The following is a 14262-nucleotide window of genomic DNA, read 5'->3' as shown; positions in this document are numbered from 1 at the left end:
CGACTCGGTGGGAGAAAGGTGGCGGGGCAGGCGCCCGGCGGTCATACGAGGCCCTCCGCCTCGCGCAGCCCGACGGCGTCGATGATCCGGGCGAGTTCCCTGAGGGCCTGGTCGCCCAGATCCACGTACGGCCTCCTGGGGTGGCCGCCGGGCAGACCCAGGATCCGCAGCATCGCCTTGTAGACGACGACCCTGGGCGCGGAGCGGGCGGCGGAGAATCCGGTGATCTCGCCCCACAGCGCCGTCAGGGTGCGGTAGGCGTCGCCCGTCGCGGCGAGGTCGCCGCGGAGCAGGGCGTCGTAGAAGGTGCGGCTCAGGCGCGGTGCCACGTTCTGGAGGTTGTCCAGTACGCCTTTCGCCCCGGCGGGTGCGGCGAACAGCAGCCTCTGAAGCATCGTCAGGACGGTGGTGCGCGGTGCGAACCGAGTGACGAAGTCCGCGATGTTCTGCTGGTCCGGGTGGTTCTTGAACACCCCCGCCACCTGCGGGTGTTCGGCTATCGGCCGGTCCAGGACGGCGGCCGGCACCTCGAACCCGGTCATCTGGTTGCTGGAGAGGACCACGGGCGTGTCCGCCGACGAGAGGACCTCGTCGTAGAACCGCTCCAGCATCTCCGGGCTCGGGACGGACGAGTGGCCGAGGGTCGGCGGGTACAACTGCACCGCGTCGGCGCCCCGCTGCCGCGCCTCCTTCATGTAGGCGATGTTCAGCGCGGCCGTCGGGAACTCCAGCCCGCTGGCGATCACGGGGACCCGGCCGGCAGCCTCCTCGACGACGATCTCCAGGGTGCGGAAGATCTCCGCGTCACTCATCTGCGCGCCCTCGCCGGTGGCGGGGCTGGCCGGCCAGAATCCCAGGTTCTCGTCGGCCAGCCGTCGCGTGTGCTCGCGCAGGGCGCCCTCGTCGAGGTCGCCGCGCCGGGTGAAGGGGGTCAGGCCCATCACATGGCATCCCGGCAGGAGTTCCGCGGTCTGGGCGGTCCGGGCGGTCTGCGTGGCCTGTGGTACGTCGTGCGTCATGCGGGAGCCTTCCTCAACTGCCGTGGCCCATGAGGCTGGGCATCGGGTCGGGCAGGCCTGACTTGAGCGCCCAGGCACGGTCGGACAGCTCCTCGACCGTGGCCCCGGCGCGCCGGGCCTGGAGCAGGGCCTCGGGGTCGAAGGCGGGACCTACGGAGTCGGCCCGGTACTCCGCGCCCTTCATGTAGGCGGTGGCGTCGTCCGGTTCCTCGAACCGGTCGATCTGCATCTCGACCATGTTGCCGTCGGGGTCGCGGTAGTACAGCGAGGTGGTGACGCCGTGCGCGATGCAGACGGCGGGCAGGACCCCCTGGTCGCGCAGCCGGACGTACCGGTCGAGGAGGTCGTCGAGGTTGTCGAAGGTGTACGCCACGTGGTGCATCGCGGCGGTGTCGGGCGTCTTGGGCCTGAGCGGCGCGGGCGGGTGGATCAACGCGACGCGGTGGTGCTCCTCGTCGAACGTGATGAACGACAGGGCTTCGTCCGAGTGGACGACGTGACCGTCGAGAACGGTGCAGTACCAGTCCCGCATGGGCTGCGGCTGGCCTGTCTGGAATACGACGTGGGCGAACTTCGGGCTCGCTGGCATGACAGCTCTCCTGAATTCGTTCCGCCGGCTCGCGCGGGCGACGCTGACGTCGCCGTCCTGGCGCCGAGGACCGGGTGACTCGGAACACCGTAGCTTTGATATGTGATAACACCAACCCTTCGGACACCGTCTTTTCGGCCTGGGCGTCGTTTCCTGGCCGTTGCGACGCCGTGTACCCGGTGTGAAAGGTGACGTGACGAGGAATGGGGCGCCTGCCCGCCGGGGCGATGGAAGCCCTAGGAGGGCCCGTGCGGCGGTTGGGCGACCAGGTTCGCGGCGTGCGCCGACGCGGACGGCCGGTGCGAGGTGCTGCGGGGACGGTTTCCCAGGGGTACGCGTCCGCACAACCCGGCCGCGCCGGAGGGGTGTTGATCTCCGGTGCTCGCGCCCGGCCCCGGTCCGAGGCACGGCAGTGCCGCATCCGCCGACGGGCCCGCGGGCCGAGGGCGCGAATCCGCGGTCGGGCCGCAGGGCTGCCGGACGCGGAAGTCCCGTCGACGCGCCAGGGGTTGGGCCTCCGTCGGCGGGTCAGTCGGTGATGCCCGCGATGCCCGCGATGCCCTCCAGGGCGAGCCGCTCGTTGGCGTCGAGGTGGTCGGTGACGGCCTGGGCCGCCAGTCGGGGGTCCCGGCACAGCACGGCGTCGAGAAGCAGGGCGTGGGCGGCCTCCCTGCGGCGCGGCTCGTCGGGATCGTCGACGCGGGCGCCGAAGGAGAGCTGCACGTAACGCTCCGCCGCGTGCCAGAGCACGCCGAGGACGCGCAGGTCCCAGCCGGTGGCGGCGGGGCGGAGCAGTTCCAGGTGGAACCGGTGGTGCGCCTCGTAGACCTCGTCCGCGTCGAGGCTCGCGTCCGCGAGGGCCGCCAGCAGTTCGACGAGCTGTGTGTGACCCGGACCGGTCAGCAACAGGCAGGCGCGTGCGGCCAGTTCGGGTTCGATCTGACGGCGCAGACGGTAGACGGCCCGAAGGTCCTCGCGGCTGAGGGGGGCGACCGTGGCGCTCCTGCCGGGAGTGGTGACGACGAGGCCCTGGCTTTCGAGCTGTCTGAGGGCCTCGCGCACGGGGATGTTGCTGATGCCCAGCCGGTCGGCGATCTCGCGGAGGGAGAACTCCTGACCGGGGCGCAGTTCGGCGGCGAGGATCGAGCGACGGATCTCCCGGGTCACCTTCTCGACCAGGGACAGAGGCTTCACCCGAGGCGTGCCGGCAGCGCCTCCAGTCACAACGGGCCCTCCCTTCATGGCGGTTGCTCCTTCATTCGCCTCGGCGAGTGCGAACGATATACAAAATATCGGTGCACCGTCAGGAGCTCGCTCTTGCTGTCCGGGGTTGAGCAGGATGCGCAGCCTTCTCGGGGGCGGGGGAGCGGGATTGGGCATCCTGCACTGTTATATCGCAGGTCCTTGTCATGGCCGGGGGTTAAGTGGTGTCCTCGGACGAAGCGCAGCGCCCCGGCCCGGTGCCCGCACGGCCGCGATCCGGCCCCTTCGCCCATGGACCGACGACTCCCCCGGACACGCCTGTCCGGCCGGGTCGCTCCAAGGCACCCGACCCGACCACCACCACACGGGCTTCGCCGGTACGCGCGCGTGGTCCGGACCGCAGTGGCCGGCCGGCTGCTGCGCCCGATCTGCTGCCGGCTTCCTCGCCCCCTGTCCCACTTACGTAAGGAACATGCCATGAAAGCTCTGAGCGGCATCGAACGTGCCTGGTCGGGAGCCCGTGCGACGGTGTGCGAGCCGTCGCCCGCCCATCGGGCGCACCGGCACCTCGCGATCGGTGGACGCATCGGCGAGGTCGTCCCGCGCAGGGCGAGCGACACGGACGGGACTTCGGTGGACCGGCGTGCCGATGACCACGACCGGGACGGGGCCGCCACCGGCGCCCCGTGACCTGGACGAAGCACCCGCCGGTCCGGGCCCCGAAACCGGGTGGCAGCGCCCGTGCCCGTCCTGGACACGGGAGAGAGCCGACCCCCAAGAGCTCTGCCTGGAGAGGCGTTCCGCATGGACAAGACATTCCCCTCCGCCGCGGATGCGGTGGCCGGCATCGCTGACGACGTGTCCCTGGCCGTCGGGGATTCGGGCTGTGCGGTATCCCGAGCACTTTGATCAGCGCGCTGCACGCCCGGGGCGCGCGGGAGTTGCACGTGGTGTCGAACAACTGCGGTACCGCCGACCACGGTCTCGGTGTCCTGCTGGCTGCTGGCTGCTGGGCGCGGGCCAAATCGCCCGCGTCACCGGTTCGTACGTGGGCGAGAACAAGGAGTTCGCACGTCAGTACCTGACCGGGGAGCTGGAGGTGGAGCTCGTCCCGCAGGGCACGCCGGCGGAGCGGTTGCGTGCCGGAGGCTGAGGCATCCCCGCCTTCTACACCCCCGCCGGGATCCGGGGCGGGCACATCGACACCGCGATCCTCGGGGCCATGCAGGTTTCGGCCGCCGGTGACCTGGCCAACTGGATGATTCCCGGCAAGATGGTCAAGGGAATGGGCGGGGCGATGGACCTCGTGCACGGGGCGCGCCGTGTCGTCGTCCTGATGGAACACACCGCGTGGGACGGCAGCGCGAAGATCGTGCCGGAGCGCACCCTCCCGTTGACCGGGCGCTCCTGCGTCCACCGGATCATCACCGACCTCGCCGTTTCGACGTGACAAACGACGGCCTGGTCCTCGTCGAGACCGCGCCGGGTGTGTCGTCCGCCGAGGTCGTTGCCGCCACCGCGGCACCTGTGCGCACCCGCACTCGGCTGCGCGTCGGCTGACCGCCGACCCGCCCCCACAAGACCCGCCCGAAGCTCAGTCCCCTCGATGAGCGACGGCGGCGACGATGCGGATCCGGAGCGCGGGGCCCGTCCTGCCGACTGACATCTGCCGCTCCGGGTCCGTGTCGTCACACATGTTCCCCGTCCGCCGGAGACACACCTGTCCGCCTCGTGCGGGTGCCCCCGGTGCAGGGTCCGGGGGCGCCCGCACGAGCAGGTGCGTCCCTCGGGACGGCGGACGCCGGCTGCGCAGCGTCCGGGCACCGACTCGCCGCCGGGCGAAGGTGCGTGCAGACCGGGCAGTTGGTGACTGTCGGGTGGCCGCCGGTTGAGGCGACTCGGCGTCAGGAGCACTGTCGGCATCGGCGCGTTGACCGCGCGGGAGCGGAGCCTCGGCAGTCGTGTTGATCAGAGAGTGTCCGGAGGTCCGGGGTGCCGGTCGAGTCTCTGAACACACGAGTGAGTAGCGAAGTGCGCGGCGTACGAGGGGGCGCCGTCCCGCACGGAGTTGGAACGGTTCTTCCTCCTTGACGACGTGGACCGGGTGTTGATCGAGCCGAAACCGCGGTCCCACAACCGGCTCGGGTTCGCGGTGCAGATGACCACGGTGCGGTTCCGGAGTGTTCCTGGATGATCCGACGGACGTGCCGGCGGAAGTGGTCGACTGCCTCGCCGAGCAGTCGGGCTCGCGGACGCGTCTGCGTTGAAGACGTAAGGCGAGCGGGAGAACACCCGGCTCGATCCCGTGTGTGAGCTGCGGCGGGTGCTGGAGCAGTCAGCCGGCAGAGCGTAGGACGGGCAGCCGGCCGTCAGGCTGCCGACGCGGTCGGCATATCCCACGGCCAGGGCCCGGAGCTCCGGGTCGTCAGCGTGGTGGAGCAGCAGTGCTCGGCCGCCGTGGAGGTGGTCCGCGAGGCTGCCACCGGTGAGTTCGAGGTCCGGGGTGCTGCGGCCGGTCAGCGGGTGCTCGCCCGGCAGCTCGTACCGCACCCCGCCACCGTTGAGCCGCGCGGTGAGACATGTGGTGCCCGCCACCGTCTCCGCCAGGTCGCTGACGATCTCGCGCAGGGCCCGGGACTGCGGGTCCGGGCGCATGGCCGCGACCTGGGACCGGGTCCAGTCCAGGACCCACGCACCGACTGGGTGCCGCTCGGCGGTGTACGTGTCAAGCAGCCCTTTCGGCGCCCGGCCGGCGATCACCGCGGCGAGCTTCCAGCCCAGGTTCACCGCGTCCCCGATACCGAGGCTCGGCCCCTGGCTGCCGAACGCGGAGTGCACGTGCGCCGCGTCGCCCGCCGGCAGCACCCGGCCCTTGCGGTAGCCGGTCACCTGGCGGGCGTGGTCGGTGAAGCGGGTCGCGGTCCGCACTTCGGTGATCGTGACGTCCACGCCGGAGACGCGGCGCAGCCGCGCCTGGAGGTCCTCGGTGGTGACCGGCGCGTCCCGGTCGGCCGGCGGGCCGTCGAACTCCGCGGGACGTCGTAGTCGTCGTCCAGGTCGGAGAGTCGTTCGACCAGAGGCCGCTCGTGCCCGAAGCGCTGATGGTCCTGGAGGCCGGCTCGCGTGGCGTCAGTTCGACGGCCAGTGTCCGGGCGGCAAGTGCTCGCGCCACGGCTTCCGGTTCGGCAACGCTGCCCACTGGGTAGAAGGTGAGGCCCAGTTCGTCGAGGGCCGGGGGAAGGAGATCGGGGACGTCGTAGTCCGCCTCCGCGCGTGTGCACGCGGCCGGCATCCGCAGGGCGGGACTGTCGAGGCCGGCGAAGGCGCTTCGCGCCCGTCTGCCGCGACGCCGTGGGGTGCGGCGTGGCAGGCGCCCGGCGTCAGGCCTGCGCGACGAAGCGCTGGCGAAGTTCACCGATCCCCTCGATGGTGCTGACGAGTTCGTCGCCGGGAGCGAGCCAGCGCTGCGGGGCACGGCCCAGACCGACGCCGGCCGGGGTCCCGGTGAAGACGACGTCGCCGGGCAACAGGGGGATCACCGATGACAGGCGTGCGACCAGTTCGGGCACGGAGAAGATCAGGTTGCTGGTCCGACTCTTCTGCACCTCTTCGCCGTTGACGGTGCAGCGAAGGCCCAGGTCGTCGGGGTCGTCGAGTGCGTCGGGAGTGACCAGGCACGGCCCGATGGGGGCGAAGCCCGGGAAGGACTTGCCGAGGCTGAACTGCGGCGAGGGGCCTTCGAGTTGCGTGATGCGTTCGGAGATGTCCTGGCCGGCGGTCAGTCCGGCGACATGGTCCCAGGCGGATTCCGCGGGGACGCGGTGTGCGCGGGTGCCGATGACGACGACGAGTTCGACCTCCCAGTCGGTGTGCCCGCCGGGCGGCAGGCAGACCTCGCTGACGGGGCCGGTGATGCTGGTGGCGAACTTGGTGAAGACCGGTGGCATGGTGTCGGGGAGGGCGAAGCCGGACTCGGCGGCGTGGTCGCGGTAGTTCAGGCCCGCGGCGACGATCTGGCGAGGGGCGGGGGCGGGCGCGCCCAGGCGCGCGGGCTCGACGGGGATCCCTTCGGGCAGGTGGGCCTGTTCCGCCCACTGGCGGAATTCCTCCCACCGCTCGTAGACGGCCTGCGGGTCCGCGGCGAAGCGGCCGTCGCTGGCCTTCTCGACGTCGACGGCGAGACCGTCGACAAGGAGGACCAGGCGTCCGGAGAGGTTGGCGATGCGCACGGAACTGCTCCTGTGTTCGTCGATGGGGTGACACGGGGTGGAGGGAGCCGCCGGCAGGCGGTGACGGCGGCGGGGCGGCGGGCGGACTCGGCGGTGTGCGGGCGGTTGTTGTACTGACCACACAGCATAGGTAGCTATATGTGATAACAGCAAGGTTCTGGACCGGGCCGGCTGAGGCGTGTTGTCCGGCCGGGCTGTCGGCGAGCCGGGACGGACGCCTGTGCGGTGGCGTCCCGATCAGCGAGCGGCGGCTCGGCGCAGCAGCGGGGCGAGCCGGTAGGGGACCAGCTGACGCATGACGAGTGCCGTACTGGTGCGCTCGACCCCGGGAATGCCGAGAATCTGACCGGCCACGCGGTACAGGTCCTCGGCATCGGTGGCGACCACGTGCACGAGCAGATCGGCGTCACCGGTCAGACCGTGCACCTGGACGACTTCGGGGATCGCCGCCAGCGCGTGGGCGACCTCGTCCAGTCTGCGCTGGCCGACCTGGGTGGTCACGAAGGCGGGCAGCGGGTAGCCGAGGGCCGCGGGGTCGATGCGCCGCTCGAAGGACTGCAGGGCGTCGTGGCGGTCCAGTGCCGTCAGGCGGGCCTGGACGGTGTTGCGGCTCAGTCCGCTCGCTTCGGCGAGCGCGACCGTGGTGGCCCGGGGTTGCGCGGCGAGTGCGAGAAGCAGACGCGCGTCGGTGGGGTCGATCCGATCGGAGCTGGGCACAGTGCGCACCTTCCGTGGCTGAGGGGTTGGGTGATTTGGCATTCTGCGTAACTTCCGCGGTGGTCCTTGTGCGGCGTCCCGGTCCGGTGGTCTGCTCGTCCGCAACGATCCTGCCCCTGGCTGCACGCCGCCGACCGTGATCCGGTCCCGAGCCGAACCGATGTGTGCCGGGGCACATCCGGCGCCCTGTACGCGGCCGAGGTTCGTCCCACGTCACTGCCGTCCGCACCTCCGAACGCCGGGGGTGCCGAACGCGAGGAGACCGTTCCGCCATGACCACCGCACCAGCCGCCCCCCGGCGGATCACGGCTGCCGACCTCGACCTGCTCCACGAGATCGAGGACCGCGTGCTGTGGCTGTCCAGCGCGATCGTGCACCACGCCAACCGGGTGCGCCCCAACCCCTCCGGACTGAAGGTCGGCGGCCACCAGGCATCCTGCGCCTCGATGGTGTCCATCATGACGGCTCTCTGGTTCGGCCATCTGCGCCCCGAGGACCGGGTCTCCGTCAAGCCGCACGCCTCGCCGGTGCTGCACGCCGTCAACCACCTGCTCGGTGACCTGGACGCCTCCCGCCTGACCACGCTGCGGGCCTTCGGCGGACTCCAGAGCTACCCGAGCCGCTCCAAGGACCCCGACACCGTCGACTACTCCACCGGTTCGGTCGGCATCGGCGCCACGGCGACGATCTGGGGGGCCCTGGCGCGCCGTTACGCCGACGGGAGCACCGAGGGACGATTCAAGGGCCGCCAGTACGCGCTGGTCGGCGACGCCGAGCTGGACGAGGGCGCGGTGTGGGAGGCCCTGCTGGACCCGCAGGTCGCCGAACTCGGTGAACTGGTGTGGGTGGTCGACCTCAACCGGCAGTCCCTGGACCGCGTCGTGCCGAACATCGCGGCGGGCAGGCTGCACGGCATGTTCGCCGCGGCAGGCTGGCAGGTGCTCACCCTCAAGTACGGCACTCTGCTGGAGAGGCTGTTCGAGCGCGCCGGCGGTGCCGCGCTGCGGGCCCGCCTCGACGAGATGGCCAACCCCGAGTACCAGCGCCTGCTGCGCTGCTCGGCCGAGCAGCTGCGCGAGCGGCTGCCCGGCACCGGCGCGGAGGCCCCGGCGATCAGCCAACTGCTCGCGGAGATCGACGACGCCACCCTCATGGAGGCGGTGTGCAACCTGGGCGGTCACGACCTCTCTGCTCTGGACAGCGCACTGTCCGAGGTGGACGACCACCGCCCCACGGTCATTTTCGCGTACACCGTCAAGGGCCGCGGCCTGCCCACCCAGGGCCATCCGCAGAACCATTCCTCCCTGCTGACGGAGGATCAGATGCGTGAGCTGGCCCGCGAGGTGGGAACCGACCTCGACAACCCCTGGGAGGGCTTCCCCGCGGGATCGGCGGCGGCCCGCCTGTGCGCGGAGACCGGAGCGCGACTGCGCCGGGAAGCTGTCACCGAGACGGCGCCCCCGGCGATCCCCGAGGACATCGGCCGTACCCCGACGGGTGTCGCGACCACCCAGGCGGCTCTCGGCCGCACGCTGCTCGACCTGACCCGCAGCGCACCCGAGGCCGCCCGCCGGGTGGTGACCGTCAGCCCGGACGTCAGCTCGTCGACCAACCTGGGCGGCTGGGTCAACAAGGTCGGCGTCTGGTCGCCGGCCGAGCGCGTCGACTGGTTCGCCGACGACGCGGAGACCATCCTGCACTGGCGGGAGCGGCCGACCGGCCAGCACATCGAGCTGGGTATCGCGGAGACCAATCTCGTGGGGCTGCTCGGCGAGCTGGGCGCGACCTGGAGCCGCTGGGGCGAGCCGCTGCTGCCGATCGGAGTGATGTACGACCCCTTCGTGAACCGCGCTCTGGAACCCTGGTCCTACGGTATCTACGCCGGCGGCCAGTCGATCCTGGTCGGCACCCCGTCCGGCGTCACCCTGGCGCCCGAGGGCGGTGCGCACCAGTCCATCACGACGCCGTCCCTGGGCATCGAGCAGCCCGGCTGCACGACCTGGGAGCCGGCGTTCGCGCTCGACACGGAGTGGACGCTGCTTGCGGCGCTGTCCCGTCTCGGCAGGCCCGACGGCGGCTCCGCCTACCTGCGCCTCTCCACCCGTCCCGTCGATCAGAGCCTCGCTCAGGTTCCCGCCGATCCAGCGGCCCGCGAACGCCGCCGACGCCAAGTCGTCGCGGGCGCCTACCCGTTGCGCCGCCGGGACGGAGCCCGGGTCACCATCGCCGCGATGGGCGCGATGGTCACCGAGGCCCTGGCGGCGGCGGACCGTCTCCAGAACCTCGGCATTCCGGCCGACGTCGTGTGTGTGACCAGTCCGGGGCTGCTGTACCGGGCTCTCGACGCGCGCGCCGGACAGGGTGAGGCGCCGGACTGGATCCTGGACCAGGTGTTTCCGGTTGAACGCGCGGCACCGCTGGTCACCGTTGTCGACGGCCATCCGCACACCCTCGCTTTCCTGAGCACCATCCACGGTGTGCCTGCCCGCAGGCTGGGTGTCACACGTTTCGGCCAGTCGGGCTCCCTGGACGAGGTCTACCGGTACCACCACATCGACACCGACAGCATCGTGAGCGCGGCACTCGACCTCACCCAGTGAGGCGAGGCGCTCATGACGGCCGGTCTCCCGGCGCCACTTCCCTGGCGTCGGGAGCCGGGTCCTTCCTCGTCCCACCACGATCCGTTCAGCCCTTCGCCGTGTCCCGGTCCGGCCTCCCGGCCACCGGCAGGGGCACGGTCCGACACCAGAACCCGACTGCCTCCGGCAGCGACAGTGCTCACCTGCCGGCGGCTACGGAACCGAGCATTCCCCGGCCCCTTGGTTCCCCTTAGGCGGTAGGGGTGTACTCCACGCCGCCGATCCACACGCGCCGCACCGCGCGGGTCGCGGTGATGTCGGCGAGGGGGTCTCCGTCGACCAGGACGAGGTCGGCGCGGTTCCCGATGCGGACGGCGCCCCGGTCCCGCAGGCGGAAGGCCTGGGCGGGCAGGCTCGTCGTGGCGCGCAGGGCCTCGCGGTTGGTGAGCCCCGCGCGGACGAGGAGCTCCAACTCGTGGTGCAGGCTGGTCCCGTACGGTGGCTGCACCGGAATTCCCGGCGTCAGGTTCGAGTCCGTGCCGGCGAGGATGCGCACCCCCGCCCGGTGCAGTGCGGCGACGCTGCCCTCGGCGGCCGCGTAGTCCATGCCGGGTATCCCGAGGTTCCCGAAGCCCTCCATCATGGTCAGGGTGGGTACGGCGACGGTGCCCGTCGAGACGTACCGGGCGGCCAGCGAGGCCGGGAGCGGGTTGTCCATCGGCACGTGATGGATCATGTCGACGCCGGCGTCCAGCGCCCGCACCACCGTGACGGTCGAGGTCGCGTGGGCCATCACGAGCCTGCCGGCCGAGTGCGCGGCCGTCGTCACGGCCCTGACGGTCTCCAGTGAGAGTCCCGGCTCATCAATGATGATCTTGATGTAGTCCGAGCCCTCGGTGATGCGGGAACGGACGAACCGAACGGCCTGCTCGGGACCGGTCAGCACCGCGTCCGCGGGGAAGGCGGGGATCTGACTCTGCGGGCTGCCCGGTGCCACGGCGGGGGTGCCCGCGCTGCGGATGTCGGTGAGGCCGGTCAGCCCGCGCAGCGAGTCGACGAGCGAGGGCGGGAAGGACGCCATGTCCAGACCGGTGGTCACGCCCGAACCGGCCAGTGCGTGCAGGGTGTTGACGTCCCGCAGATGGATGTGCGCATCGGTCAGGCCGGGGAGCAGTACCCCGCCGCCGCAGTCCACCCGGCGTGCGCCGAGCGGGCTGACGCCGATCCGTCCGGCGTCCATGACCACGGTGCGCGGGGAGGTCACCTGGTCGCCGTCGAAGACCCGGACATTCGTCAGCGCGATCCTCTCGCCGAGGCCGGCGCTCTGTTCCTGGGCCTGGGCGTCGGCGGGCGTGGCCAGCGCCGTCACCCCCACGACAGCGGCGCCGGCCGCTGCGGCCGTCTTGAGGAAGTCACGCCGATCCGTTGCGTTCATGCACATCGTTCATGCCTCTCTGGCTGGCGGGTGCGGAAAGAACAGGGTTCGTGCTCCTGGTCGCGTGCGATGCCGATGGAGTTCAGCCGTTGGCGCGGGTGTCCGGTGTGCGGGACCGTCCGCGGTGAGGGCCCGGTGGTGCGGGCAGGGGTGGCGGTCCGGGTCGGCGGCGTCGGCAGCGCGGCCGAGCGGGGCGGCGCGGGGCCGGTCGTCAGGACGAACCGACCGTATCCGCTATATGTTATAACAGCAACCCGTCGGGGCCACTTGCTCACCCGGCCGCCCGTCGGTACCGGTGTGCACGGGACGGCACCGCGGGGCCGCCGCGAAGGCTCGCCGGCAGCTGCGTCCGGCGCCGCCGTGGCAAAGGCATCCGGCGGTCCATGGCTGGCAGGGACGAGGGCGTGCGTCGCGAGGCGCGGCCGCGTTCAGGACAGGGCGGAGAAGGCGATCTTCTCGTTGCGGGCCAGGTGCTGCTCGACGGCGACGGCGACCGTGTCGGGGTCGCGGGTGCGGAAGGCCTCCACGAGGTCCTCGTGTGCCTTGCCGCGCCGCCGGCGCTCGGCGGGGACGGGGTCGAGCCGGCCGAAGCCGATGCGGATGTAGCGCTCTCCGGCCCGCCACAGCGTGGTGAGGATACGGATGTCCCAGGTGGTCGCCGCCGGGGCCAGCAGGGCCAGGTGGAAGGCGTGGTGGTCGTCGTAGATCTCGGCCATGCCGTGTTCCCGGGCGCCGAAGTCGGCCGCGTGGGACGCCAGCCTGTCCAGCTCCTGGTCGGTCAGCAGGGTGCAGGAGCGCCGGGCGATCTCCGGCTCCAGGGTGCGCCGCAAACGGTAGATGCCGCGCAGGTCGTCGAGGTTGAGGGGGGCGACGACGGCGCTGCGGCCCGGCCGCATGATGACCAGGCCCTCGCTCTCCAGGCTCCGCAGCGCCTCGCGGATGGGGATGAAGCTGATGTTGAGCATCCCGGCCAGCTCGCGCAGCGAGTACTCCGTACCGGGCGCGAGGTGCCCGGCCAGAATCGCACGGCGCAGTTCGTCGGTGGCCTGCTCGACCACCGAGCGCGACATGATGGGCTGCACGGCCCCTTGAGGTGTCGCCACGGTGTGTCCCTCGCTTCGGCCGGCCAGTCGTGGATATCAACTATAACGACGCCTTCCACGTGGGGACTGCCGGTAGGGGCAAGGGGGTTGCGGTTGCGTCTGCCGCCGGAGCCGCCCCGGCGGGGGCGGTGCGTGGGTCAGCAGGACGATCAGAGTTTGAGGATGCGCTCGGCATTGCCGCCGGCGATCTTCCGTCGGTGGTCCGCGGAGAGGTTGGCCCCGCGCAGGAACCCGACGGCCTGCTCGCTCTTCTCGAAGGGGTAGTCGATGGCGAAGAGGACGTTGTCGATGCCCACCGACTTGATGGCGGCCTGGAGCATGTTGTCGTCCATCACCCCCGATGTGGTGATGGAGACGTTCCGGGTCAGGTATTCGGAGGGCTTCCTCTTCAGCGGCACCTTGGTGTTGATGTTCTGGATCTGCACGTCGAGACGGGGGATCTGGTAGGGCAGGAACTCACCCATGTGGCCCACGATGAGGCGGGCGCCCGGGAAGTCGTCGAAGACGCCGCCGAGGACGATCCGCAGTGCGTGCCCGCCGGTCTCCGCCGCCCAGCTGTAGAGGGGTCCGACCAACTCGGGGCGGTCCTTCAGCAGGCCCCACTCGCCCGCCGGGGCCGGCGTCGGATGGAGGTAGATCGCGGCGCCCAGTTCCTCGAGCGCCGCCCAGACGGGCCGGAACTGCGGCTCGTCCAGGTACTGGCCGTTGGTGTGGCCGTTGACCAGGAACCCGGCCATCCTCAGGTCACGTATGGCACGCCGCGCCTCGCGCACGGCCGCCCCGGGGTCCTGGAGGGGCAGCGCGGCGAGTCCGCCGAAGCGGGTGGGGTGCTCGTCGATGACGGCGGCCAGCGCGTCGTTGGCCACCTGGGCGTCCCGAACCGCGATGGCCGCGTCCGGCTGCATCTGCACTCCGGGAGGGGTGAGGGAGAGCACCTGCATGGTGACGCCGTTGGCATCCATGTCGGCGAGACGGTACTGGCTGACATCAGGCAGGCGCTTGAACCACTCGGCGGTGACCTCGGGCCTGAAGGGGATCGCGCCGTTCAGTGCGGTGCCCTGGGTGATGAGTCCCGGCAGGATGATGGCTTCCTCGATGGCGATGATGCGCAGCTTGCCGTGCGGGTCGGGCCGGCCGCCGCGGGCCTCGGCGGCGAGAGGAGTCGTCAGTGCGGATGCCCCGGCGAGCGCGGTCGTGCCTGCCGCGGTGTTCAGGACCCGACGTCTCGTCCACTGGTCAGCACTCATACGTATGCCTTCCTTCCGGTGAAGGGGTTCCTTGTGTTCCGTGTGTCCTCGACGAAGGTGTCCGGTGACCCCGAAGTGCGGGGAGCCAGGTGCGCGTCGCAGGCCGGGCTGTGTCGTGGCGGCCGCTGCTTCGTGCGTCCG

General features: G+C 71.3%; 10 protein-coding genes and 3 pseudogenes. 4 read left to right on the top strand and 9 right to left on the bottom strand.

Annotated elements, in window-relative coordinates:
- Positions 1–41: 41 nt before the first annotated feature.
- The 3 genes from ACFZA0_RS33700 to ACFZA0_RS33690 form a co-directional block, all read right to left on the bottom strand.
- On the bottom strand, positions 42–1019 hold the full coding sequence (locus ACFZA0_RS33700; protein WP_391024067.1) for a dihydrodipicolinate synthase family protein: 978 nt from the start codon (positions 1017–1019) through the stop codon (positions 42–44).
- Between the two features lie 13 nt (positions 1020–1032).
- Positions 1033–1608: a VOC family protein gene (locus ACFZA0_RS33695; RefSeq protein WP_391024065.1), complete on the bottom strand. Its 576-nt coding sequence runs from the start codon at positions 1606–1608 to the stop codon at positions 1033–1035.
- 528 nt (positions 1609–2136) lie between these two features.
- Positions 2137–2832, bottom strand: coding sequence for an FCD domain-containing protein (locus ACFZA0_RS33690; RefSeq protein WP_391024063.1), 696 nt, complete (start codon positions 2830–2832; stop codon positions 2137–2139).
- Positions 2833–3288: 456 nt separating this feature from the next.
- Here ACFZA0_RS33690 and ACFZA0_RS33685 point away from each other — a divergent pair, with 456 nt between their 5' ends.
- The 3 genes and pseudogenes from ACFZA0_RS33685 to ACFZA0_RS33675 all read left to right on the top strand — a co-directional run.
- A complete protein-coding gene (locus ACFZA0_RS33685) occupies positions 3289–3501 on the top strand; it encodes a hypothetical protein (protein WP_391024062.1) in 213 nt (70 codons plus the stop codon).
- A gap of 114 nt (positions 3502–3615) precedes the next feature.
- A pseudogene (locus ACFZA0_RS33680) lies at positions 3616–4371 on the top strand (3-oxoacid CoA-transferase).
- Between the two features lie 466 nt (positions 4372–4837).
- Positions 4838–5083, top strand: a pseudogene (locus ACFZA0_RS33675) (DUF4158 domain-containing protein); the annotation flags it as partial.
- A gap of 80 nt (positions 5084–5163) precedes the next feature.
- Here the strand turns inward: ACFZA0_RS33675 and ACFZA0_RS33670 are convergent.
- From ACFZA0_RS33670 to ACFZA0_RS33660, 3 genes and pseudogenes are all read right to left on the bottom strand, one after another.
- A pseudogene (locus ACFZA0_RS33670) lies at positions 5164–5868 on the bottom strand (FAD-dependent monooxygenase); the annotation flags it as partial.
- A gap of 323 nt (positions 5869–6191) precedes the next feature.
- The gene (locus tag ACFZA0_RS33665) at positions 6192–7040 is read right to left on the bottom strand and encodes a fumarylacetoacetate hydrolase family protein (protein ID WP_391024060.1); all 849 of its coding nucleotides are present in this window, start codon (positions 7038–7040) and stop codon (positions 6192–6194) included.
- A gap of 237 nt (positions 7041–7277) precedes the next feature.
- Positions 7278–7799, bottom strand: coding sequence for an Lrp/AsnC ligand binding domain-containing protein (locus ACFZA0_RS33660; protein ID WP_391024058.1), 522 nt, complete (start codon positions 7797–7799; stop codon positions 7278–7280).
- Between the two features lie 230 nt (positions 7800–8029).
- On the opposite strand from ACFZA0_RS33660, the gene ACFZA0_RS33655 reads away from it, so the two are divergent.
- Positions 8030–10357: a transketolase C-terminal domain-containing protein gene (locus ACFZA0_RS33655; RefSeq protein WP_391024056.1), complete on the top strand. Its 2328-nt coding sequence runs from the start codon at positions 8030–8032 to the stop codon at positions 10355–10357.
- A 229-nt stretch (positions 10358–10586) separates the two neighbouring features.
- Here ACFZA0_RS33655 and ACFZA0_RS33650 read toward each other — a convergent pair whose 3' ends face one another.
- The 3 genes from ACFZA0_RS33650 to ACFZA0_RS33640 form a co-directional block, all read right to left on the bottom strand.
- Positions 10587–11777, bottom strand: coding sequence for an amidohydrolase family protein (locus ACFZA0_RS33650; protein ID WP_391024054.1), 1191 nt, complete (start codon positions 11775–11777; stop codon positions 10587–10589).
- A 422-nt stretch (positions 11778–12199) separates the two neighbouring features.
- Entirely contained in the window at positions 12200–12874 is a 675-nt protein-coding gene (locus tag ACFZA0_RS33645; RefSeq protein WP_391024052.1) for an FCD domain-containing protein, read from the bottom strand.
- Between the two features lie 149 nt (positions 12875–13023).
- Positions 13024–14121, bottom strand: a complete 1098-nt coding sequence (locus ACFZA0_RS33640) for an amidohydrolase family protein (RefSeq protein ID WP_391024050.1) — start codon at positions 14119–14121, stop codon at positions 13024–13026.
- Between the last annotated feature and the right edge of the window lie 141 nt (positions 14122–14262).

Source organism: Streptomyces sp. NPDC008150 (genome assembly GCF_042956945.1).
GTDB lineage: Bacteria > Actinomycetota > Actinomycetes > Streptomycetales > Streptomycetaceae > Streptomyces.
Note: the sequence above shows the minus strand (reverse complement) of the source record. Positions and strands in the feature narration are given on the sequence as shown.